The 20,940-nt window shown below is 70.5% G+C and carries 19 protein-coding genes; 13 read left to right on the forward strand and 6 right to left on the reverse strand.

What is annotated here, in order from left to right:
• Nucleotides 1-44: 44 nt before the first annotated feature.
• Nucleotides 45-2,495, reverse strand: coding sequence for a transglycosylase SLT domain-containing protein (locus tag K8612_RS12780; protein WP_223762459.1), 2,451 nt, complete (start codon nucleotides 2,493-2,495; stop codon nucleotides 45-47).
• A gap of 439 nt (nucleotides 2,496-2,934) precedes the next feature.
• On the opposite strand from K8612_RS12780, the gene menA reads away from it, so the two are divergent.
• The 6 genes from menA (at nucleotide 2,935) to K8612_RS12810 (ending at nucleotide 10,125) form a co-directional block, all read left to right on the forward strand.
• Nucleotides 2,935-3,864 carry a 1,4-dihydroxy-2-naphthoate octaprenyltransferase gene (menA, locus tag K8612_RS12785; protein ID WP_223741515.1) on the forward strand — a complete coding sequence of 310 codons (930 nt, stop codon included), beginning with the start codon at nucleotides 2,935-2,937 and terminating at the stop codon, nucleotides 3,862-3,864.
• A 70-nt stretch (nucleotides 3,865-3,934) separates the two neighbouring features.
• Nucleotides 3,935-4,390: a hypothetical protein gene (locus tag K8612_RS12790; RefSeq protein ID WP_223741516.1), complete on the forward strand. Its 456-nt coding sequence runs from the start codon at nucleotides 3,935-3,937 to the stop codon at nucleotides 4,388-4,390.
• 213 nt (nucleotides 4,391-4,603) lie between these two features.
• On the forward strand, nucleotides 4,604-6,514 hold the full coding sequence (locus K8612_RS12795) for a hypothetical protein (RefSeq protein ID WP_223762460.1): 1,911 nt from the start codon (nucleotides 4,604-4,606) through the stop codon (nucleotides 6,512-6,514).
• 15 nt (nucleotides 6,515-6,529) lie between these two features.
• A complete protein-coding gene (locus K8612_RS12800) occupies nucleotides 6,530-7,651 on the forward strand; it encodes a hypothetical protein (protein WP_223762461.1) in 1,122 nt (373 codons plus the stop codon).
• A 99-nt stretch (nucleotides 7,652-7,750) separates the two neighbouring features.
• Nucleotides 7,751-9,004 carry a cytochrome c gene (locus K8612_RS12805; protein WP_223762462.1) on the forward strand — a complete coding sequence of 418 codons (1,254 nt, stop codon included), beginning with the start codon at nucleotides 7,751-7,753 and terminating at the stop codon, nucleotides 9,002-9,004.
• Nucleotides 9,005-9,162: 158 nt separating this feature from the next.
• Nucleotides 9,163-10,125: a DUF5995 family protein gene (locus K8612_RS12810; protein ID WP_223762463.1), complete on the forward strand. Its 963-nt coding sequence runs from the start codon at nucleotides 9,163-9,165 to the stop codon at nucleotides 10,123-10,125.
• A gap of 10 nt (nucleotides 10,126-10,135) precedes the next feature.
• Here K8612_RS12810 and K8612_RS12815 read toward each other — a convergent pair whose 3' ends face one another.
• Nucleotides 10,136-11,533, reverse strand: a complete 1,398-nt coding sequence (locus K8612_RS12815; RefSeq protein WP_223762464.1) for a BamA/TamA family outer membrane protein — start codon at nucleotides 11,531-11,533, stop codon at nucleotides 10,136-10,138.
• A 211-nt stretch (nucleotides 11,534-11,744) separates the two neighbouring features.
• On the opposite strand from K8612_RS12815, the gene K8612_RS12820 reads away from it, so the two are divergent.
• Both K8612_RS12820 and K8612_RS12825 read left to right on the forward strand, forming a co-directional pair.
• The gene (locus K8612_RS12820) at nucleotides 11,745-12,221 is read left to right on the forward strand and encodes a MaoC family dehydratase (protein WP_223741521.1); all 477 of its coding nucleotides are present in this window, start codon (nucleotides 11,745-11,747) and stop codon (nucleotides 12,219-12,221) included.
• A gap of 94 nt (nucleotides 12,222-12,315) precedes the next feature.
• Nucleotides 12,316-13,467 (forward strand): fatty acid desaturase, encoded by a 1,152-nt coding sequence (locus tag K8612_RS12825; RefSeq protein ID WP_223741522.1) that lies wholly within the window; start codon nucleotides 12,316-12,318, stop codon nucleotides 13,465-13,467.
• 3 nt (nucleotides 13,468-13,470) lie between these two features.
• Here K8612_RS12825 and K8612_RS12830 read toward each other — a convergent pair whose 3' ends face one another.
• Nucleotides 13,471-13,968, reverse strand: coding sequence for a hypothetical protein (locus K8612_RS12830; protein WP_223741523.1), 498 nt, complete (start codon nucleotides 13,966-13,968; stop codon nucleotides 13,471-13,473).
• Nucleotides 13,969-14,106: 138 nt separating this feature from the next.
• Here K8612_RS12830 and def point away from each other — a divergent pair, with 138 nt between their 5' ends.
• Both def and K8612_RS12840 read left to right on the forward strand, forming a co-directional pair.
• Nucleotides 14,107-14,733, forward strand: a complete 627-nt coding sequence (gene def, locus K8612_RS12835) for a peptide deformylase (RefSeq protein ID WP_223741524.1) — start codon at nucleotides 14,107-14,109, stop codon at nucleotides 14,731-14,733.
• The gene (locus K8612_RS12840) at nucleotides 14,730-15,797 is read left to right on the forward strand and encodes an NADH:flavin oxidoreductase/NADH oxidase (RefSeq protein WP_223741525.1); all 1,068 of its coding nucleotides are present in this window, start codon (nucleotides 14,730-14,732) and stop codon (nucleotides 15,795-15,797) included. The genes def and K8612_RS12840 overlap by 4 nt, the downstream gene beginning before the upstream one ends.
• 22 nt (nucleotides 15,798-15,819) lie before the next feature.
• On the opposite strand, the gene K8612_RS12845 is transcribed toward K8612_RS12840, so the two are convergent.
• Both K8612_RS12845 and K8612_RS12850 read right to left on the reverse strand, forming a co-directional pair.
• Nucleotides 15,820-16,689 carry a type VI immunity family protein gene (locus K8612_RS12845; protein WP_223762465.1) on the reverse strand — a complete coding sequence of 290 codons (870 nt, stop codon included), beginning with the start codon at nucleotides 16,687-16,689 and terminating at the stop codon, nucleotides 15,820-15,822.
• Nucleotides 16,690-16,715: 26 nt separating this feature from the next.
• Nucleotides 16,716-17,342: a hypothetical protein gene (locus K8612_RS12850; RefSeq protein WP_223762466.1), complete on the reverse strand. Its 627-nt coding sequence runs from the start codon at nucleotides 17,340-17,342 to the stop codon at nucleotides 16,716-16,718.
• Nucleotides 17,343-17,554: 212 nt separating this feature from the next.
• Here K8612_RS12850 and K8612_RS12855 point away from each other — a divergent pair, with 212 nt between their 5' ends.
• From K8612_RS12855 to K8612_RS12865, 3 genes are all read left to right on the forward strand, one after another.
• Nucleotides 17,555-18,403, forward strand: a complete 849-nt coding sequence (locus tag K8612_RS12855; protein WP_223762467.1) for an MBL fold metallo-hydrolase — start codon at nucleotides 17,555-17,557, stop codon at nucleotides 18,401-18,403.
• Between the two features lie 30 nt (nucleotides 18,404-18,433).
• Nucleotides 18,434-19,594, forward strand: coding sequence for an FAD-dependent monooxygenase (locus K8612_RS12860; RefSeq protein ID WP_223762468.1), 1,161 nt, complete (start codon nucleotides 18,434-18,436; stop codon nucleotides 19,592-19,594).
• A 67-nt stretch (nucleotides 19,595-19,661) separates the two neighbouring features.
• On the forward strand, nucleotides 19,662-20,171 hold the full coding sequence (locus K8612_RS12865) for a hypothetical protein (RefSeq protein ID WP_223762469.1): 510 nt from the start codon (nucleotides 19,662-19,664) through the stop codon (nucleotides 20,169-20,171).
• Here the strand turns inward: K8612_RS12865 and K8612_RS12870 are convergent, their stop codons facing one another.
• Nucleotides 20,172-20,936 carry an alpha/beta fold hydrolase gene (locus K8612_RS12870; protein WP_223762470.1) on the reverse strand — a complete coding sequence of 255 codons (765 nt, stop codon included), beginning with the start codon at nucleotides 20,934-20,936 and terminating at the stop codon, nucleotides 20,172-20,174.
• Nucleotides 20,937-20,940: the final 4 nt, after the last annotated feature.

Below are 20,940 nucleotides of genomic sequence, written 5' to 3' on the forward strand. Positions count from 1 at the left end.
CAGGCGCCGGACGGGGATCACGGTCCCGTCCGGCGTCTTCGCGCCTAGCGCCTCCCGGAGACGGAGGACGTGGGCGTCGCCACGTTCCGGCCGCTGCCCCCCACGCCCGTGGCGGGGCTCACCGTGGGCGTGCGCGCGGCCTCCAGCGGGGCCTTGCGGGCTGGCGCGAAGGCGGCGGGGACTTCATTGGCGTAGAGCAGCTTGTAGGCGCTGTAGCTGCTGAGCACGCGCTTCACGTAGTCGCGGGTCTCGTCGAAGGCGATGTGCTCCACCCACTCGTCCAGCTCCGCCTGGGGCAGGGCCTTGCGCCAGCGCTCCACCGCCGCGGGGCCCGCGTTGTAGGCGGCCACCGCGTAGGCGGGGTTGCCGTCGAAGTGCTTGAGCAGCGAGCCCAGGTACGCCGCCCCCAGCCGGATGTTCTGCGCGGGCTGGAGCAGCGACGACACGTCGAACGACGCCAGCTTGAGCGAGTCCGCCACCGCCTGGGCCGTCGTGGGCATGAGCTGCGCGAGCCCCAGCGCGCCGGTGGACGAGCGCGCGCGAGGGTTGAAGCGGCTCTCCTCGCGGATGAGGCCCTGGAGCAGGTCGGGGTCCACGCGCGCGGCCCGCGAATGGCTCTGGATGAGCGGCCGGAACGCGAGCGGCCACGTCGCCTCCCACACCGGACGGGACGCGGCGCTGAGCGGCCCGGCGGCCTCCTGGCGCAGCGTCACGCGGGCCACCTGCCGCGTGGCCCGGCCCCGGCCGGTGCGGCGCATGGTCTGGTAGAGCAGCCGCGCGGGCGCCTCCGCCAGGCCGCGCGTGTCCACCGCGAGCAGCTCCTCCACCACGCCCGGCTGGCCCAGGCGCAAAAGCTCCACGCCCGCCGCGAAGCGCGCGTCCTTCTGGAGCGGGCCGGGGGGCAGGGGCCAGACCTCGTCGTTGGCCGGCGCGGCGGTGTTCACCGCCTTCACCGTGGCCGGCCGCGCGGCGGCCTCCGTCAACCGCGCCAGCCGCTCCGGCGCGTGCTGGGCCAGCCGCGTCCGGGACAGCAGCCCGTACCAGGCCGTGGGCCGCTCGGTGGCGATGAGCTCGTAGCGCGCGAGCGCCGCGTCCACCGCGCCGGCGTTCTCCTGGGTCCGCGCCTGCCAGTAGCGCGCGCGCCAGAGGGCGTCGTCCGTGCGCGCGGCCTCCGGCAACTGCTCCACCGACATCAGCGACGCCAGGCCCGGCTGCGTCTCGCCCTTGCGCAGGTGCAGCCAGAAGGCGCGGAAGAGGGCCTCGGCGGCGAAGTTGCCGGCCGGGTAGCGCTTCGCCAGCGCCTCGTAGTTCTCCAGCGCCTCGTCCGCGCGGCCCAGGCGCTGCTGCGTCCAGGCCTCGAAGAAGAGCGCGTCGTCCGCGTAGCCGTGCTCCGGGTAGTCCCGCGCCAGCGTGGCGTACGTCTCCACCGCCGCCTCGGGCTGCACCACGGACTGCGAATAGGCGAGCAGGTAGAGCGCCTGCGGACGCTGCTCGGGCGACTGGCACTCGCGCGCCACCGGCTCCAGCACCTGGATGGCGCGGCGGTGCTGACGCTCCTTGCGCAGGGCGCGGCCCAGGGTGAGCTGGGCGCGGCAGGCCAGCTCGTCCGGGAGCTCCGTGCGGGGCCCCGAGCGGGCCAGCATGTTCATGGCCGCGACGTTCTGGTGCAGCTCCACCAGCGCCTCCGCGCGGCGCACGCGCCACTTCATGGGCAGGGGCAGGTCGCGCAGCAGGGCGCGCGCGCGGTCCGCCTCCGGCGACAGGGGCGCGGTGGCCCAGACCTCCAGCAGCGCGCGGTGCTCCGCGTTGTACTGCCCTGCCGCGCGCGCCAGGTCGCAGTAGGCGAGCAGCGCCTTCATGCGCAGCGCGTCCGGCCCGCGGGCCTGCCGGTTGTCGATGAACTCCTGGAGCGCGGCGAGCGCCTCCGGGATGCGGAGCTGGCGCTTGAGCACGCGCGCCATGGTGAAGCGGGCCTCCGGATAGAGCGGGGAGCCGGGGCTCACCTGGCCATACTGCTCCGCCGCGCGCAGCGGCTTGCGCAGCCGCTCATGCGCCTGCGCGGCCTTCATCAGGCAGTGGTCTCGCAGCGGGACGTAGTCCTCCGCGAGCGCCGTGAACTCGGCGGCGGCGGTCGCGAAGTCCCGCGCGAGGAACGCGCTCTGCGCCTGGAGGAAGCGGCCGGGGAGGGAAGGGGAGGGCTCCGTCGCCAGCAGCGCCCGCGCGGACTTGTACCGGCCGCGGTCGAACTCCGCCTTCGCCTTGGCCAGCAGGCCCTCCGCGAAGTAGGGCGTCAGCCGCTCCGGCCCGAAGGCCTCCGCCGTCACCTCGTCCTGCGAGGGCTGCGCCGCGGGCGTGTCGAGCAGGGCCTCCAGCTTCTCCTCCGACATCACGTCGCCGGAGTCGTCCTCGCCGGGCGCCTGCGCCCACGCGGTGCCCGGGGCCCACAGGCCCGCGCACGCGAGCACCACCGCTGCTGTTCCTCGAAGTCCGTCCATGCCAGCCCTCGTTCGTCCGCCAGGGACCCCGATGGATTGGCACTGCCCGTGCGCTTGGAACCTGCCCGCCTGTCCCCTTGCCAGGCCCGCGTTGCCTTTCGTGCATCCGCCCCCAGGCACACATCCGGAGCGCTGCAAGAAAGCCAACGGCTGGCGGGCCGGGCGTCTGGCGCCTGGGGTGCTACATACCCAGGGGCGCCTGCCTGCTGTCAGGGCGTGCGTGACGCAAAGGCCGCCGGGATTGTCCTGGATGGCGGAGCCCTCGCCGTGTCCTCGACTTCGCGCCAGAGGGGATGAGCGTCTGCCTTTGGGGTTCGCCGGAGCGGGGCGGGCTGTAGACAGGTGATACATGAGGGAAACCGATGTGAAGCATTGGGTCCTCTTGCGGTTGGCGGGCCTGTAGCTTTACCGTGCGCCTGCTGCCCTCCCCCGGACATCCATGGCCACTCCGAGTCTCCCGTCGTCGAGTGTCGCAGTCGAAGAAGCCAGGCCCTCGCTGGCCCGCGTCTGGTGGGTCGCGCTGCGGCCCAAGACGCTCACGGCCTCCATCGCGCCCACGCTGGTGGGGTGGGCCTTCGCCAACGTGGAAGGGGGCTGGCGGCCGGTGCCGGCGCTGACCTTCCTGGTGGGCTTCATGCTGGCGCAGATCGTCAGCAACCTGGTGAACGACTACTCGGACTTCGAGCGCGGCGCGGACACGGCGGCCCGTCTGGGGCCCGCGCGCGTCACGCAGAAGGGCTGGCTGTCCTCACGTGAGGTGGCGGGCGCCGCGGCCCTGGCCTTCACCGGCGCCGCGCTGGCGCTGCTGCTCCTGACGCAGGCGGGAGGCTGGCCCGTGCTCGCGGGCGGCGCGGTCTGCCTGGCGGGCGCGGTCCTCTATTCCGCGGGCCCCGTGCCGCTGGGCTACATGGGCCTGGGGGACCTGCTGGTGCTGCTCATCTCCGGCCTCCTGGGCGTCACCGGCAGCTACGGGGTGCTCACCCATCACCTCTCCGGCGACGTGGTGCTCGCGGGCCTGTCCATGGGGCTCATCGCCGCGGGCATCCTCGCGGTGAACAACCTGCGCGACCGCGAGACGGACGTCCTCGCCGGCAAGCGCACGCTGGTGGTGCGCTTCGGCCGCCGCTTCGGCCAGTGGGAGTACACGCTCGCGGTGGCGGGGGCGTTCGCGCTGCCGCTCATCGCCTGGGCGCTGTCGCCGGAGCATCCGCGCGCGTGGCTCTTCACGCTGGCGGGCCTGCCGCTCGCGGCGGTGCAGATCCGCGCCATCTGGAAGGAGGACGGCGGCGCGCTCAACCCGCACCTGGGGCGCACCGCGGGGCTGGGGCTGGTGTTCGCCGTGCTCCTGTCCGCCGGTCTCAGCCTCTGACTCGGCTAGACTCGCAAGCCCCCGCCCGTCCCCCGTTGCCTCCCCCGTCGTCGTTCGCTCCGGAGTCCCCGTGTTCTTCGCGCCGAAGGTCTTCCCCGCCTGGGGTTCGCTCAGCCATGCCGCCCGGTCCCTCTACGGTTGGACCTTCTACACGGTGCCGCTGGCGCTCCTGACGCTCTTGAGCCCCGCCACCTTCCTCACCGTGGCGGGCATGCAGCCGGACCCCGCGGATCCGCACCACTTCGCGGTCCGCATGTTCGGGTCGCTCCTCACGTCGCTGTCCTTCATGTCCCACCAGGCCGCGGTGCGGGAGGTCCGCCCGTTCTTCCACTGGGCCGTCATCGGCCGGACCTTCATCACCGGCGTGGTGCTGCTCTGCACGGCGCTGGGGCAGTGCCCGCCCATCATGGCCTTCTTCGCCTGCATCGACTTCGGGGGCGGCATGTGGACCTTCGTGGGCCTCAAGCGCGACGCCGCCGAGGCCGCCCGCGGCGCCCAGCCCGCCCTGGCCCATCCGACGCCCTGAGTCACCCGCGCGATCTGAAGTCCGCGAATTGCGCGGACTCTCATAATGTGGTCAGTTTGAACCGATGAGGTGTTCTCCTCCCAACCCTTTCCTGGCTTCACCATCTCCGCGTGGCGGAGCGCTGGCGGCGTCGGGAAGGGTGGGGCGCGCGGGCCCGCGCGTGAGGATACCTGCTCCCTTTCCTCCCCCCGACTGCCTCCGGCCTCGTCTTCCATGAACCGCTCAATCCTGCTGAAGAGCGCGTGGTGCGCCCTGCTGGTGCCCCTGCTGTCCTGCAACCTCCTCAAGGTCACTGACGACGAGGGGTCCACGACGGGCCGCGGTGCCAAGCGGTTCGACCCCTACCAGGGCCTCAACTCCGGCGCGATCCGGCTGAGCCTCCAGTACATCAACGGCTGCGCCTTCCTGCCCAACGGGCAGATGGTGGCGAAGAACAGCGTGACCCCGGGGTATCCGGACACGTGCATCACGCCGCTCGCGCAGAACCCGCTGACGCTGTCGCCTCCCACCGGGACGCTGCAGATCCTGTCGGACACGCAGTACTTCCTGAACCAGTTCTCCGTGTCGGAGACGGTGGTCAACCAGCACAACAACCCCAACGACCAGACCGCCGCGCTGGCGTGGATCAAGAACCAGTCCGTGTTCTCCGGCCTGGACTGGACCAACGTCAACCAGGGCCCGGACGAGTGGAGCTTCTACAGCCTCGCGGGCGCGGTGGAGGACTGCTGGACCCGCGAGGTGCAGTTCGGCAACGCGAACTGGCAGAAGGTGAAGGACGACACCATCACCGTGGAGGTGCTGGACGAGACGGGCACCCCGCGCGCGAGCCAGACGTACCTGCGCTCGGAGCTGCTGGCCTCCTCGCCCTACGCCGGCCACAGCCGCTTCTCCTGGCGCTCGGAGAACCTGAAGCCGCCGCGCTTCCCCGGCGACAAGGACCCCGGCACCGTGACGGGCTTCGCGGGCGGCCTGGACCAGAGCGCCATCACGCGCACCATCGCGCGCGTGGACTGGGTGGGCAGCACCAACCCCTTCAAGGTGCTGCGCGTGCCGCGCCTGTCGGGCCCCGGCGCGCTCCGGGCCACCTGGAGCCAGTTGCCGGACAAGCCGTTCTACTTCCCCGTCACGTACATCATCCCGGATGACCGCCCGTCCACCTGCACGGACGACGCCGGCAACCCGGTGCAGTGCAGCCCGGGCCTGGACTCGCGGCTGGTGTTCTCGCCCCCGAAGGAGGGCAGCTTCTACAAGCCCGGCGAGGACGTGAGCGTCTACGTGGACCTGCGCGACAGCGCGGGCGCGCACCTGCACTCGCGCGACCTGCTGCCCAGCGCGCGGGAGATCATCGGCGGCCAGTCCAACGGCATCCAGACCTTCGTCCCCAACGTCATCGCGACCGTCACGGAGAACGACTCCATCTCCAACGTGGCCATCGCCGGTCCCATCCAGGACCTGAAGGTGCTGGGCAATCCCAGCGACAAGCCCGAGTTCTTCGCGCGGCCGTTCCCGTTCGCCATGCTGGATGACGCCACGCTCACGGGGCTGACGCCGGGCCTCATCGACTACAAGTGGCCCACCCGCCAGACGTTCACGCTGCCCGCGAACGCGAAGCCGGGCACCTACGTGGCGCTGGTGAAGTTCAACCGCGCGGCCCTGGGCGAGCGCGTCGCCAAGCTGAACCCCTTCTTCTTCCAGGTGGGCCAGGACGAGCCCACGACGTACCCGGGCAACGTGGGCAACTGCCAGATCTGCCACCGCGGCGTGCTGTCGCTGGACAACCTGCGCCACGGCCTGTCGGTGGACCACATCGAGAGCTGCAAGGTCTGCCACCACTACGACACGGACACGGTGGGCCGCACGCAGGAGATGGTGCACCGCATCCACATGAACTCGCCCAGCTACCCGGCGAACCGCGCGGACTGCACCGTGTGCCACCTGACGCGCAAGAGCACGGAGCGGCCCAGCCTGGCGCTGTGCGGCTCGTGCCACATCTCCCAGCACGGGGACGAGTTCTTCCAGATCGCCTTCAACCAGCGCGGCACGCCCAGCCGGTTCGGCAACTGCGCGCAGACCTGCCACGGCGGCGAGCAGCTCCCCGCCCGACACATCCTCCCCGCGAAGTAGGGGAAGCACCCCGCCATGCAAAGAGCTCTCTTCGTCGGAACGCTCCTCGGCGCGGCCCTGCTGAACGCGGGCTGCCAGGACTCCACCAACCCCGCGGCGTCCACCTTCACGCCGCGCCCCACGTATGAGAACCGCGAGCCGGAGGGCCTCACCTCCCGCGTGACGGGCTTCACCGTGGATCCGGAGGCCTACTTCCTCAACCTGGCCAACTGCGCGCCGCCGCCCGCGCAGTGCGCGCTGCCGCCGCTGTACGCGGAGTTCAGCCCGCTCCTGCAGCGCGCGGTGGTGCGCAACGCGCCCATCACCCTGCAGGACACGCAGCCGGACCCCGCCACGGGCCAGCCGCCCGCGCCGGGCGCGCCCACGGTGTCGGACGCCAACGGCATCTGGACCCTGGACAAGGTGCCCACCCGCCGGGGCGCGCCGTTCCTCGTGCTGTCGCTGGGAGGGCAGGCCACGCTGGCCAACAACGCCACGTTGCCGCTGCCGCCTCCGCTGCCGACGCTGCCGCCCGTGCCGGAGGGGAACTATGTCCCCACGCTGACGGTGCGGCCGGTCGTGCCCGCGCACAGCGCCTGCGTGGGCCTGGAGGCCCTGCAGATGAGCGACAAGGGCATCCTGGAGGCGGTCGCGAAGTCCCTGACCGCCGAGGGCACGCCCACCACGGTGGCGGACCTGCTCAACCCGGCCCGCTTCGGCGGCGTGACGGTGTTCTGGATGTACCGGCCGGGCTTCCCCGTGTTCCGCGTGCCGGCGGCGAACACCACCGTGACGGCCACCTCCGGCCGCGTGCTGAACGTCGAGTGGGCGCCCCCGGGCGCGCTGCCGCCGGCGCTGGCGCCGTTCCAGTCCACGCGCGGCTTCTTCATCCCGCCGGGGCCGCCGGCGCCCAACAGCTCCCTGGGCATCGTCGCCGTCGTCCACCCGCCGCTGATGGGGCCGCCGCCCGTGGTCCACTACGAGGCGAAGGACGTCACCACGAGCGACCCGGAAGGGCGCCCCTGGTCGCTGATGCAGCCGGTGGACCTCCCCGTCATCCCGGGGGTCGTGACGTTCGCCGGCCTCCAGTTGGTCAGCAAGACGCCGTCCTCGACGCCCCAGATTCCCCCGCCCAGCACCTGCCTGCCGGGCCAGTAGCCGCCTCACCCGTCCCAACGCCGGCGCTCCCTCCACGCCTCCCCGTGGTGCGGACGGAGCGCCGTGTGCCGTCCCCGTTCATCCGGAGAAGCGTTCCCCATGATGAAGAAGATCCTGATCGCCATTGGTGCGTTGGTCGCCCTGGTCCTGATTGGCGCGGGCACCGCCATGGGCGTGGCCAGCCACAAGATCAACAAGTCGTATGACTACGTCGCGCTGCCCAACATCACGCGAGACAGCTCTCCGGAGGGCATTGCCCGCGGTGAGCAGGTGTTCCGCGCGGTGTGCGCGGAGTGTCACGCGGGCGGTGGCAACACCAAGCCCACGGGCGTGCAGATGCACGACTTCCCGCCGGAGCTGGGCACGTTCTACTCGGCGAACATCACCTCCGACCCGGAGAAGGGCGTGGGCGCCTGGACGGACCAGGAGATCGCCCGCATGGTGATCAACTCCATCGACAAGAACCACCACGTGCGCCCCATGCCCGCGTTCCCCAACATGGGTGACAAGGACCTGGCGGCGGTCATCGGGTTCATGCGCTCGGGGCACCCGGACTTCGCGCCGGAGAAGACCCAGCCGCCGCGCTCCACGCTGACCCCCATGGGCCGGATGGTGTTCTCCTTCGCCATGGGCATCAACGACAAGGGCCGCACGGAGGCGGTGCCCGTGCCCGCGAAGGCGGCGGACTCCGTGGAGTACGGCCGCTACGTGTCCGCCAGCGTCTACGACTGCGTCTTCTGCCACTCGCCGGGCTTCGAGGGCAGCGCGGCGAAGATGAAGAACCCGGACACCGTGCTGAGCGGCGGCTTCGAGTTCGACCTGACGCCGCTGGGCGGCGAGGGCAAGCTGCTGTCGCCCAACATCACCGTCAGCGAGACGGCCGGCATCGGCAAGTGGACGCTGGACGAGTTCAAGCACGCCATGCGCACGGGCGTGACGCCCGCGGGCCACATCCTGCGCGCGCCCATGCCCAAGTACCGCTACGCGGACGACGTGGAACTCACGGCCATCTACACCTTCCTGCGCTCCATGAAGCCCAACGACACCGTGGTGCCGCCCCCCGCCGGTGGCCGCCCCAAGGCGGAGCCCTCCAGCGACCCGGAGAAGATGTTCAGCTCCCTGGGCTGCGCGACCTGCCACGCCCCCGGCAAGGCCTACGAGGCCAAGCTCCAGGGCGCCAAGGGCAAGGCCCCGGAGGAAGTGGCCAAGTGGATCCGCAACCCGGAGTCCTTCAAGCCCGGCACGCAGATGCCCACCTACGAGTCGCTCGTCGACGAGACCAACGCCCTGGCGCTGGCGAAGTACGTCCTGGGCAGGACGGGCGGCACCGTGAGTGAAGGCACCACGCCCTGAGTTTGACGGCGGTGTGACAAAGGCCCCCGCGTGAGTGTCAACACGCGGGGGGCCCGTGAAACATCACGTTTCTTCCGGGGGGGCGGGAGTCACAGGAAGTACAGGTTGGTATAAGCTTTCATGTGAAGTCGTTCCCCCACCCCGTGGAGCGTCATTCCATGAATGTTTCATCCGCCTCCCCCTCGGCACACCGGACGCAGTCCCCCCAGCCGCTTCACCTCCACGAGACGAAGCACCCGGACGCGCAGGGCCCCATCCGGTTGGATGACGTGCTCTGGAACCCGGTCAACGCGGAGGAGGCGCTGGAAGGGCTGGAGAAGATCCTCGCCCGGCTGAACGCGCGGAATGACTCACGCGCCATCTTCCTGGACATCTACGCCATCGTCACGCGCAAGGTCGTCCACCTGCTGAGCCGGGAGGACGCGGGCGGCTTCCTCGAACCCGAGTGGCTGTCGCACCTGACGGGCCGCTTCGCGGAGGAGGCGCTCATCGCGGTGCGGGACTCGCTGAAGAACCTGCCGCTGCCCACCGCGGCGTGGCGCTTCGCGACGCACTACCCGGCGCAGGGCCTGACGCAGCCGTACCAGGACGCGCTCCTGGGCGTGAGCGCGCACATCAACCACGACCTGGGAATGGTCGTCTACGACAACATCGCCCACCAGTCGCCGCCGGTGGACGCGCGCCGCCTGGCGCGCTACCGGCATGACTACTTCCACGTGAACGAGATCCTCCGCTCGTGCATCCCGGAGTGCCTGGACCTGCTCGCGGAGCGCTACCGGTGCGCGTCCACGCGGCTGCTGCTGCGCGTGCCCTTCAGCCGCCCCGTGGTGGAGCGGGCGGTGATGCAGATGCTCATCGTGTGGCGGCAGCGCGTCTGGGACAACGTCGTCGCGATGCTGGAGGCGCAGACGCCCGAGGAGCACCAGGCCGTCGTGGAGCGCGTGCGCACCACGTCCGGCCGCATCGCGCAGGCGCTGTGCGCGGACAAGGCGCTCTGGTGGACGGTGCGCGGCGAGTCTCCGCCGTTCAGCCTGGACCTGCCGCCGGAGGCGTGGCCCGGCGTGGTGCCGCCTCCGGAGCCCGGGCCGGACGCGGACGCGAGCGCTGCCCGCGCCGGCTAGCAGGCCGCCTTCAGGAGGGCGTGACTCCGGCCACGAGGTAGAAGCGCACCTGGCCGGAGTTGACGGCGTAGGCGACGTCCACGCCCAGCAGGGGAAGCACGACGTTGTTGAGGTACAGCCGCAGGCCCGCGCCCACGCCCTGGGCCACGGTGACGGGGTTCTGGCCCGTGAGGGTCTCCCGCAGGTAGTCGCGGATGACGCGCCCGTTGGCGTCGCGGAGGACTCCATCCTCGGGGACGTCCCACCACGCGATGGCGCCCGTGTCGGAGAAGGCCACGCCCCGGAAGGCCAGCGACTGCACCTTGAAGAGGGGGAAGTGGTACTCGGCCGTGAAGGTGAGGCGGGTGTCGCCGCGGAACTGCCGGTACTGGAAGCCGCGCAGCGTGGTGCCGCCCATCACCAGCTCCTGGTGGAAGGGCAGGTCCCGGCCCAGGGCCAGCTCGCCGCGCAGCACCAGGTTGTGCTCCGTGAAGAAGCGGATGCCGTGGCGGTAGAGCAGGCCGAACTTGCGGTAGTCGAACTCGCTCCACACGCCCGGGGTGGAGACCTCGTAGGAGGCCTCCAGGTTGAGCCCCTCCGTCACCGCGTGCAGCGTCTGGCGCGAGTCCAGGCCCACCATGAGGCGCAGCGACGTGTCCCGCATGGCGGGCCCGGTGGAGAAGGGCGGCACCGTCACCGGCATCTCGGGGTCCGGAGCCTTCGCGTCGATGCTGGCCAGGCGGTACTTCGCCGCCGCGCGCACGCGCTCGAAGAGGATGAAGCCCAGCTCGGAGCTGAGGGACGCGGAGTTGAAGCGCGTGCGCCGGAGGATCTCCGGGTCGTCCTCGCTGGCGTCCATGCTGTACTCGTCCACGCGGTCGCTCTTGAGCTGCCCCTCCAGGCTGAACTTGAGCTGCGGCAGCCCGAAGAGGATGGGGTCCAGGAAGCCCACGTACAGGCCGCTCTCGCCGGTGCTCACCTGCGCCGCGACGGCGAACTTCTTCGCGCGGCCGCCCAGGTTGTTCTCCGCGTAGAGCAGCCCGCCGCCGGTGTTCGCGGAGGACAGGGCCACCGTGGGCGCCACCACCCACGACGCCTTGTCCTTCACGCGCAGCACCAGCCGCACGCGCCCGTCGGGCATCGGCTCCGTGCTCACGCGGGCGTCCTGGAAGAGGCCCGTGGCCAGCAGGCGCCGCTTCACCTTCTCCAGCTCCTCGTCGTCCACCTCGTCGCCCACGTCCACCTTGCCGAACGAGCGCACCGTCGAGGACCGCGTCTTGTTCGCGCCCTCCACCGTCACGTCCCCGACCTCCGAGCGTTGGGAGGTGGACAAGGGCGTGTCCTCGTCGGCGTGGGCCACGGCGGCCCCCAGGCCCGTCAGGGCCAGGGCGAGGACGGACAGGTGACGGCGCAGGCAGGAGAGACGCACGCACCGCTCATACTCCACGGGCCTCGGGCCCTGGTTGTTCCGGCGTGCGGCGAACGGCGCGTGCGCGCGATGCTCAACGTTCCGCGCCCAGCTCAACCTGGCGGCGGCTTGCCGTGCGCCCTGGAGAACAATCGCCTTCGGACGGGCGTCCCGGCGCCAGACGTATTATCGTCATCATATGGATGTGCAGCCATCCGGAAGGGACGCGGGCATGGCATCGACGGACGAGGGCGGGCGCCAGGAGCTGTTCCTGGACGACCTGTCGGTGGGGCAGAAGTTCACCAGCGGTACGCACACGCTGGACGCGGCGCAGATCATCGCCTTCGCGCGGGAGTTCGATCCGCAGGGCTTCCACCTGGACGACGCCGCGGCGAAGGACACGCTGTTCGAGGGGCTCGCGGCGAGCGGCTGGCACACGGCGGCCCTCACCATGAAGCTCAACGTCCAGAGCGGCCTGCCCTTCAAGGGCGGCATCGTGGGGGCGGGCGGGGAGCTGCGCTGGCCCAGGCCCACGCGCCCGGGGGACGTCCTTCACGTGGAGAGCGAGGTGCTGGAGATCATCTCCTCGCGCACGCGGCAGGACCGGGGCATCGCCACCGTGCGCAGCGAGACGCGCAACCAGAGGGGCGACGTGGTGCAGGTGCTCATCGCGAAGCTGGTGCTGCCCCGCCGCCCGGTGGGCGGGTGAGCGGGACGGGACGCTTTGCGTCAGGGCGTGTGGAGGCTACGGTGCGCCCCGCATCGGCCGTGGTCCCCGTCCTGCTCCCGAGGAGTTCTTCCGCATGTCCCGCGCCGCCCCCGACTTCGACCTGGCCTCCGTGGATGTGGAGGGCTTCTACCGGGAGCTGAAGGAGCTGAGAGCCCGGCTGGACGCGAACCTGGGGGAGGCGGACGCGGCGCACCTGCGGAAGATGGAGCGCTGGGGGAAGGTGGCGTCGGCGCTGGGGCTGGCCACGGCGTGGATCGCCCCCAACCCGCTCTCCGCGGTGGCGCTGGGGCTGGGGCGCTCCACGCGCTGGCTGCTCATGCACCACGTGGGGCACCGGGGCTATGACCGCGTGCCGGGCATGCCCGCGTCGCGCACCAGCAAGGGCTTCGCGAAGGGCCACCGCCGGTTCGTGGACTGGCTGGACTGGATGCTGCCGGAGGCGTGGGTCTTCGAGCACAACGTGCTGCACCACTCGCACACCGGCGAGGAGGCGGATCCGGACCTCCTGGAGCGCAACGCGGAGGGCTCGCTGCGCGACACCGGCCGGCCGCTGCCGCTGCGCTACGTGCAGCTCGCGCTGCTGGCCGTCACCTGGCGCGCGAGCTACTACGCGCCGGAGACGCTGGGCTCGCTGCGCCGCAAGGGCCGGCGCGAGGGCGGGGCGCTGACGCGCGCGGAGCTGTGGGAGCTCTTCACGCGCTGCTACCTGCCGTACGCGACCGTCTTCTTCGGGCTGTACCCGGCGGCGTTCCTGCTGGTGTCGCCGTGGGCGGCGTTCAGCGTGTTCTGCAACTCCGTGCTGGCGGACGTCGTCACCAACCTGCACACGTTCTTCGTGGTGGGCCCCAACCACACCGGCGAGGACCTGTACCGCTTCGACTCCGCGCCCGCGAACAAGGCGGAGCGCATGGTGCAGCAGGTGGTGGGCAGCGCGAACTACCGCACGGGCGGCGACCTCAACGACTACGCCCACCTGTGGCTGAACTACCAGATCGAGCACCACCTCTGGCCAGACCTGCCGATGCTGAAGTACCGCGAGGCGCAGCCGCACGTGCGCGCCCTCTGCGAGAAGTACGGCATCCCCTACGTGCAGGAGAGCGTCTGGACGCGCGCGCGGAAGATGGTGGACGTCGTCGTGGGCAAGGCGTCCATGAAGCGGCTGGTGAAGGCGGCGGCGCCCGGGATGTCGGCCGCGGACGCGCGGGCGGAGGCCTCCGCGGCCTGAGCGTCAGGCGGGCGGCGCGCGGCGGCGGCGGGGCAGCGGGGCGAGCGCCACGGGCGTTGCTTCCGCGGCCACGTCCTCCTGGCGCACGGCCTCCACGTTCACCACGCGCACGCCGTCGGGTTGGACGGGCAGCCCCAGGGTCTCCACGAAGAGGCGGTAGCTCTCCTCCAGGCGGCGGTGCAGCGCGCTGAAGGTCTGGTGCGCGGTGCCGGGCATGTCCTCGGTGTAGGTGAAGTACCAGCGCAGCTCGTCCAGGCGCCCGTAGAAGTGGTCCACCACCGCCTGCTCCTGCTCGGTCAGGTGGATGAGCTGGGCGAAGGCGCCGTCCGCGTAGCGCGAGGCCACCGTCTCCACCAGCGGGTCGCGGCTGCGCAGGCGGGAGAAGAGGAGGAACATCTCCTCCCGGCGCGCGGCCAGCCTGCGCATGATGCCGGCGGCGTCGAGGGCGAGCAGGTTGCGCACGCGCGCGGAGGTTTCGTCGGCCTTCTTGCGGCGAGCCATGGTGCGACACAGCCTACCGTCAGTGGCACCCCTCCACGCCAGGGGTTGCCCTCTCCTTGGAGAACCGGGCGGCCGAGGCCAGGCCCGCCTCACGGCGATGCGGCGCGGCGGGAGAGCGGTTGTTACGGTGGGGCCACCATGGTGCTCAAGATCGTCCAGGCGGGGGAGCCGGTGCTGCGCCAGCGCGCGCGGGAGCTGACCCCGGAAGAAATCGGCAGCGAGGACACGCGGCGGCTCATCCAGTTGATGCGCGACACGATGCGGGACGCGCCCGGCGTGGGGCTCGCGGCACCCCAGGTGGGCGTGGGCCTGCGGCTGGTGGTCATCGAGGACCGCGCCGAGTACCAGGCCGGCGCGTCGCCTGCGGACCTGGCGCTGCGCGAGCGCTCGCCGGTGGCCTTCCACGTGTTGATCAACCCGAGGCTGGTGGTGGAGGACCCTACGCCGATGGAGTTCCACGAGGGCTGCCTGAGCGTGAACGGCTTCGCGGCGCTGGTGGCCCGGGCGCGCGGCGTGCGGGTGGAGGCGCTGGGTGAGCACGGCGAGCCGGTGACGGTGTCCGCGCGCGGCTGGTACGCGCGCATCCTCCAGCATGAATTGGATCACCTGGACGGCACGCTCTACGTGGACCGCATGGAGACGCGCAGCCTCACGACGCAGGAGAACCACCGCCGGCACTGGCTGGGCAGGAGCACGGCCCAGGTGCGCACGGCGCTGGGGCTGCCGGAGCAGACCCCTTCGCTTCCCCGAAAGGACCCGACATGAGCAGCAAGCTGTTCTCTCCCTTGAAGCTGCGGGACATCACCCTGCGCAACCGGGTGGTCGTCTCGCCCATGTGCCAGTACTCGAGCGACGACGGTTTCGCGAACGAGTGGCACGTGGTGCACCTGGGCAGCCGCGCGGTGGGTGGCGCGGGGCTGGTGGTGACGGAGGCCACGGCGGTGGAGCCGGAGGGCCGCATCTCGCCGCAGGACCTGGGGCTGTGGAAGGACGCGCACGTGGAGCAGTTGGCGCGCATCAACCGGTTCATGCACCAGAACGGCGCCGCGTCCGGCGTGCAGCTCGCGCACGCGGGCCGCAAGGCCTCCACGCCCCGGCCGTGGGACGCGGGCAAGCGCGTGGAGCCGGAGCACGGCGGCTGGCAGGTGCTGGGGCCCACGACGGAGGCGTTCGAGGAGGGCTACCCGGTGCCCGCGGCGCTGGACGAGGCGGGCATCCAGCGCATCGTGAAGGCGTTCGCGGACGCGGCGGTGCGCGCGAAGGCCGCGGGGTTCCAGGTCATCGAGCTGCACGCGGCGCACGGCTACCTGCTGCACGAGTTCCTGTCGCCGCTGTCGAACAAGCGCACGGACCGGTACGGCGGCACGTTCGAGAACCGGACGCGCTTCGCGCTGGAGGTGACGCGCGCCGTGCGGGCGAAGTGGCCGGAGTCGCTGCCGCTCTTCATGCGCATCTCCGCGACGGACTGGGTGGAGGGCGGCTGGACGCCGGAGGACTCGGTGGCGCTGGCGAAGCTCGTGAAGAAGGAGGGCGTGGACCTGCTGGATTGCTCGTCGGGCGGCGTGGTGCCGAACGCGAAGATCCCGGTGGGGCCGGGCTACCAGACGCAGTTGGCGGAGCAGGTGCGCAAGGAGGCGGGCCTGCTCACGGGCGCGGTGGGGATGATCCGCTCCGCGTACCAGGCCGAGCACATCCTGGCCACGGGACAGGCGGACGTCGTCTTCCTGGCGCGCGAGCTCTTGAGGGACCCGTACTGGCCGCTGCGCGCCGCGAAAGAGCTGCGCGCGGACGTGCTGTGGCCGCACCAGTACGAGCGCGCGAAGAACTGATGCGCGCGGAGGGGACGCCGGTTCAGTCGAGGAACCGGCGGTCCCACCCCATGAAATCGTCGTCGGAAAAGTTGGCCGGGCGCACGCTGGCGTGGAAAGCCCAGGGTTCCAGGACACGGGCCAGCTCCCGGTAGGCAAGAAGCGGTTGGTCTGGACCGCCAGCGAGGGGCTCGGGGCCCAGGATGACGACGGCCCTGGACGCGTCGAGAGCTTCCACGGTGGTTCCGGGCGCGTGCAGTTGAGAGCGCAGGAAGTCCACGCCGCCCATGGCGCTCAGCGATGGCTCACCGATGAAGGTCATCCAGTGCGGGACACGTAGGCGGGTGCCAATCTCAAAGGAAGTCCGGTCGAAGCTCTGGACGTCTACTCCGGGGAAGGGGGCTAGCAGGGGAACGAGGTCCGACATCACAGTCCCTGAGTTCAGGTATCCGCTGACCGACAGCCCCGCGTGCCCGGAACTGAACGGCAGTGGTGCAGCCAGAGCCAGTGCCAGTTCGCGGACACGGAGGGCACCGTGAGCATTCACCCATGACAGGGGCACGATGAAACGAACCGCTGTCACGGGACCCGGATCGTGACGGAATATGGCTGCATGGATGTCCTTGCCCAGGTATTCGAACTCGAACTTTTCCGGGTAGGGCGCATCATTGGTGAGCAGGACAGAGGGCGCGACCGGATGATGGAGCTTCGTGTGAATGAATGCCCATCCGGCGTCATCCAGTTCACGCGGTTCGTCGTCGTCCCCGATGTAGTAATTGAGTGCACGGATGCCGATGGCATCGACAAAGTATTGAAGAGACAGTGCGATGGATTGAGAGACCTCTGCCGTCGGTCTGGGAAGATAGAAGCAGATGCTTACATCCTCCTGCGTGACGGCCCTGTTCCTGCGCATGACCTGCAGTCTTGGGGATGTCATCTTCAGAGACCTGCTCCGAGATATGGCTGAACCAGCATCACTTCGTCCAGTTTGAAGGCCCTGAGATACAGGTCACCTTGGTTGCTTCCATGGTAGGGATGTCCTGCAGGATATTTCCGCCATTGGGCCTGTCGCGTCAGGTCTACACACGGGAACTTGAAGTCATAGACGGCTTCAACCTGCGCCGGGTCGCCCGTGTGAAGCACCACGTCGGGAACAAGAGTCCCTTTCAACTCTCCCAGACTGCCATGCTGCCGGATGCGAGCCACTTGCGCGGGTGACAGCCAGATCGTCTTCCCGCTGTCCAGTTCGTAGCGATACGTGGGCTCCAGACTGAACCCACCCGGACGGAGTTCTGTCAGCCTCTCCTCCGCGCACTGCAATGCGACCCGGTGCATCTCCTCCCCGAGCTTCATGGCGCGGGTGATGGTCTGGCCTTGTGCATCGCGGACCAGTTCGTTGCACTCCTGCGGCGTCGGGCTCCGGGTTCCGAAGTTCGCGAGGATGACCGTTGTTCGCGCCTTGTCCGCGCACTCTTCCAGCGCTTCTGTCACCTGCTGCTTCAGCGCGGCATCCAGGAGCTTCACGGCCGCCGCGGCGGAGCTTCCCGTCGTCGCGAACGTCCGCACGGCCCTGGGAACCACCGCTTCCTCTCCCGCGACCTGGGCACAGTAGGCAGGCTGCGTCCTGCAGGAGTTCGTCGCGCTGTCGAAGTCGTACTGACTCCGCCTGTGCGCGCCTCCGCATGCCTGCAAGAGCACCGAAGCGGTGAGGAGCCATGGCCACCGTTGACTCATCCTCACGAACGCCTTCCTTCCGAAGTCCGCATAAGCTTCCCCTCATGCTGACCGAGGTGCAGGCGGGACCCTATACCGTGCGTGGCGTGTCCGTGGGCGGCGTGTACACGTCGCTCCTGGTGCCGGAGCTGGGGGTGCTGCTCGACGCGGGCATCCCCATCCGCTCCTTCGCCACCACGGACCGCATCTTCCTCAGCCATGGCCACTCGGACCATGCGAGCGCGCTGGGTTCGCTGCTGGGCATCCGCGCGCTCGTGGGCAAGGGGCCGCCGTTCGTCTACCTGCCGGCGGAGATTGAAGCGCCCGTGCAGGAGGCGCTCGCGGCCCTGGGGCGCCTGCACCGGATGAAGTCCGAGATCCGCACCGTCCCCCTGCGCCCCGGTGACACCGTGAAGGTGCAGCAGGACGTGTGGGTCCGCGCCTTTCGCACGCACCATCCCGTGCCTTCGCTGGGCTACCAGTTCCTCCGCCGCGTCGCGAAGCTCAAGCCCGAGTTCCGCGAGCTGCCTCCGGCGGAGATCGGCCGCCGTCGTCAGGCTGGCGAGCCGCTGTTCGATGAAGTCGAACGCCTGGAGCTGGCCTACTGCACCGACACGCTCTCCAACGTCCTGGAGCGCCAACCGTCGTTGTTCGACAGCCGCGTGCTCATCCTCGAGTGCACGTTCATCGACGCGGAGCGCACCGTGCGCGACGCGCAGGAGCGGGCCCACATCCACCTGGAGGAGATCGCCTCCATGGCGGACCGCTTCCAGAACGAGGCCCTGGTCCTGATGCATTTCAGTCAGGCTTACAGCCCCGCGCAGGTCCACGCGACGCTCCAGGCCCGGCTGCCGGCATCGCTGCTCGAACGCGTGCGAGTCTTCGCGCCTGACGCCGGCCGCTGGTTCGGTTGACCCGTGGCGCCGGCCCTTCAGGAGGCCGCCATGACGTCCGCATCCGCCCGCCACGTCCTCATCGCCGGAGCAGGCATTGGAGGCCTCACGCTGGCCTGTGCCCTCCAGCGTGCGGGCCTTCGCGCCACCGTGTTCGAACGCGCCGAAGCCCTGCGGCCGGTGGGCGCGGGCCTCATCGTGCAGATGAACGCCGCGCTGGCCCTGCGCCGCATCGGCCTGTGTGACGCCGTCGTCGCACAGGGCGAGCGCGCCGAGCGGACCCGCATCCTCGATTCGACGGGGGCTCGCATCACGGACGTCGACGTGCGTTCGCTCCAGGAGGAACTGGATGCCCCGATGGTGGCCATGCACCGTGCGCGCCTCCAGGCCGTGCTCCGCGCTCACGCGGGCCCGGAGGAGGCCGTGCGGCTGGGTGTCAGCGTGACAGGCTTCCATGACGACGGCGCCCGCGTCACGGTGACGCTGTCCACGGGCGAGACGGTCTCCGGCGACGTCCTGGTGGGCGCGGACGGCCTGCGCTCCGCCGTGCGGTCGGGGCTGCTGGGCGAGCAGCCCACGCGTTACTCCGGCTACACCAGTTGGCGCGGTGTCTGTCCGGGCGCGGAGCTCGTGGAGCCGGGGTCGCTCAGCGAGACGTGGGGCCCCGGGGCCCGCTTCGGCATCGTGCCCATCGGCCATGGCGAGGTGTACTGGTTCGCCACGCTGAACGCTCCCGCGGGGGCGGAGGACGCGCCGGGACAGACGCTCGCCGTCCTCCAGGAGCGCTTCTCCGGATGGCACGCGCCCATCGCGCGGCTGCTCGCGGCGACGCCACCTGAACGCATCCTGCGCACGGACATCCACGACCGTCCTCCGGTGCGGCACTGGAGCCGGGGACGCGTGACGCTGCTGGGGGACGCCGCGCATCCGATGACGCCGAACCTGGGGCAGGGCGGCTGTCAGGCCATCGAGGACGGCGTGGTGCTGGGAGAGTGCCTCGCGGCGCAGGGCAGCGTGGAGGACGCGCTGCGTGCCTATGAGTCCCGCCGGGTGAAGCGCGCCAATGCGTTTGTCGTGCGCTCACGGCAGGTAGGACGTGTGGCCCAGTGGGAGAATGGAGCCGCGCGCTTTGTCCGCGATGCACTATTCCGGCGAGTCCCGCAGTCGGCCGCGAAACGTCAGCTTTGGACGCTGGTCCAAGGCATGCGCTGACACGAATCAAGCTCTGTAGAGTCTGTCTTTGCCAGGGATGCGCAGCCTGCCCTGGCGGGGGGAACTCATGCAGACAAATCCCACGCGGCTTGCCGCCCTGGTCCTCGTGTCCGCGGCTTCCTGTCAACGCACGGAGACTCCGGTGTCCGCCGCGCCGCTGGCCGCTCCCAACGTCGTCACCGGGGGACAGGATGCCGGAGCCGCTGACGTCAACGCCCGCATCCAGCGCATCCTCGGTGAGCCCGCGAAGTACGAGCAGGCGTTCGCGGCGTTCCAGCAGGCGGTGGCCACGCACGACGTGAAGGCGGTCGCCGCCATGGTGGCGTATCCGTTCACCGCGACCGTGGGCGGCAGGAAGGTGAAGCTGCCAGACGCCGCGGCGTTCGTGAGGCACTACGACGTCATCGTCACGCCAGCCATCGCCAGGGTCATCACCCGGCAGCGCTACGCGGACCTCTTCGTCAACGCTGACGGCGTGATGTTCGGCCAGGGGGAGGCCTGGCTCAACGGCATCTGCAAGGACGCCGCGTGCAAGGACTTCGACGTCCGGGTGATCGCCATCCAATCCGCGAACTGATCAGGACCGCGAGACGGAGGCGAGGAACGGCAGGACGTGGGGCAGCACCTTGGGCGCCTTCGCCCAGGCTCCGCCGTGGTCGGCGTGCTCGATGGTCGCGAACGCCGCGCCGGCCCGCCGCGCCACGGCCTTCATGGAGTCGTGGTACGGATCCAGCGCGCCGCAATAGAGCAGCCCCGGCTTGCTGGAGCCCACCAGCGCCTCGTCCAGGCCCGCCGACGTCTCACAGGCCTTCATGCACAGCCGGAGCGCGTCCAGGTCTCCCGCGTCGATGGCCTCCGCCAGCTCCGGCGCACGCCGTGCTCCCAGGAGGAGCACCTGGAACCAGTCCACGGTCGTCCCAGGCTTGAGCTGCTTCTCCAGGGCCGCGTAGGCCACGGGCAGGCCCACCGCCGGATCCCAGCCGCCCACCACGTAGGACGCCAGCCGCTCCGGCGCGAAGGACGCCAGACCACACACCGTCCAGCCGCCCATCGAATAGCCCCACGCGTGCGCCCGGTCGATGGAGAGCGTGTCGAGCACCGACAGCGCGTCCTCCACGCGATGCCTCAGCGCGTAGGACTCCAGGTCGTGCGGTGTGTCGCTCTGGCCGTGCCCCAGCGAGTCGAAGGTCACCACCGTGTACGCATCCGTCAGCGCGGGCACGTACCCCTTGAGCGTCCAGTGCGAGCCCACCTGGAGCAGGCCGTGCAGGAGCAGCAGGGGAGGGCCGTGGCCCTGGACCTCGTAGTGGATGCGGCGGCCGGACCTCGTCGCGAAGGGCATGGCG

This window comes from Corallococcus sp. AS-1-6, from assembly GCF_020037015.1.
Classification (GTDB): Bacteria; Myxococcota; Myxococcia; order Myxococcales; family Myxococcaceae; genus Corallococcus.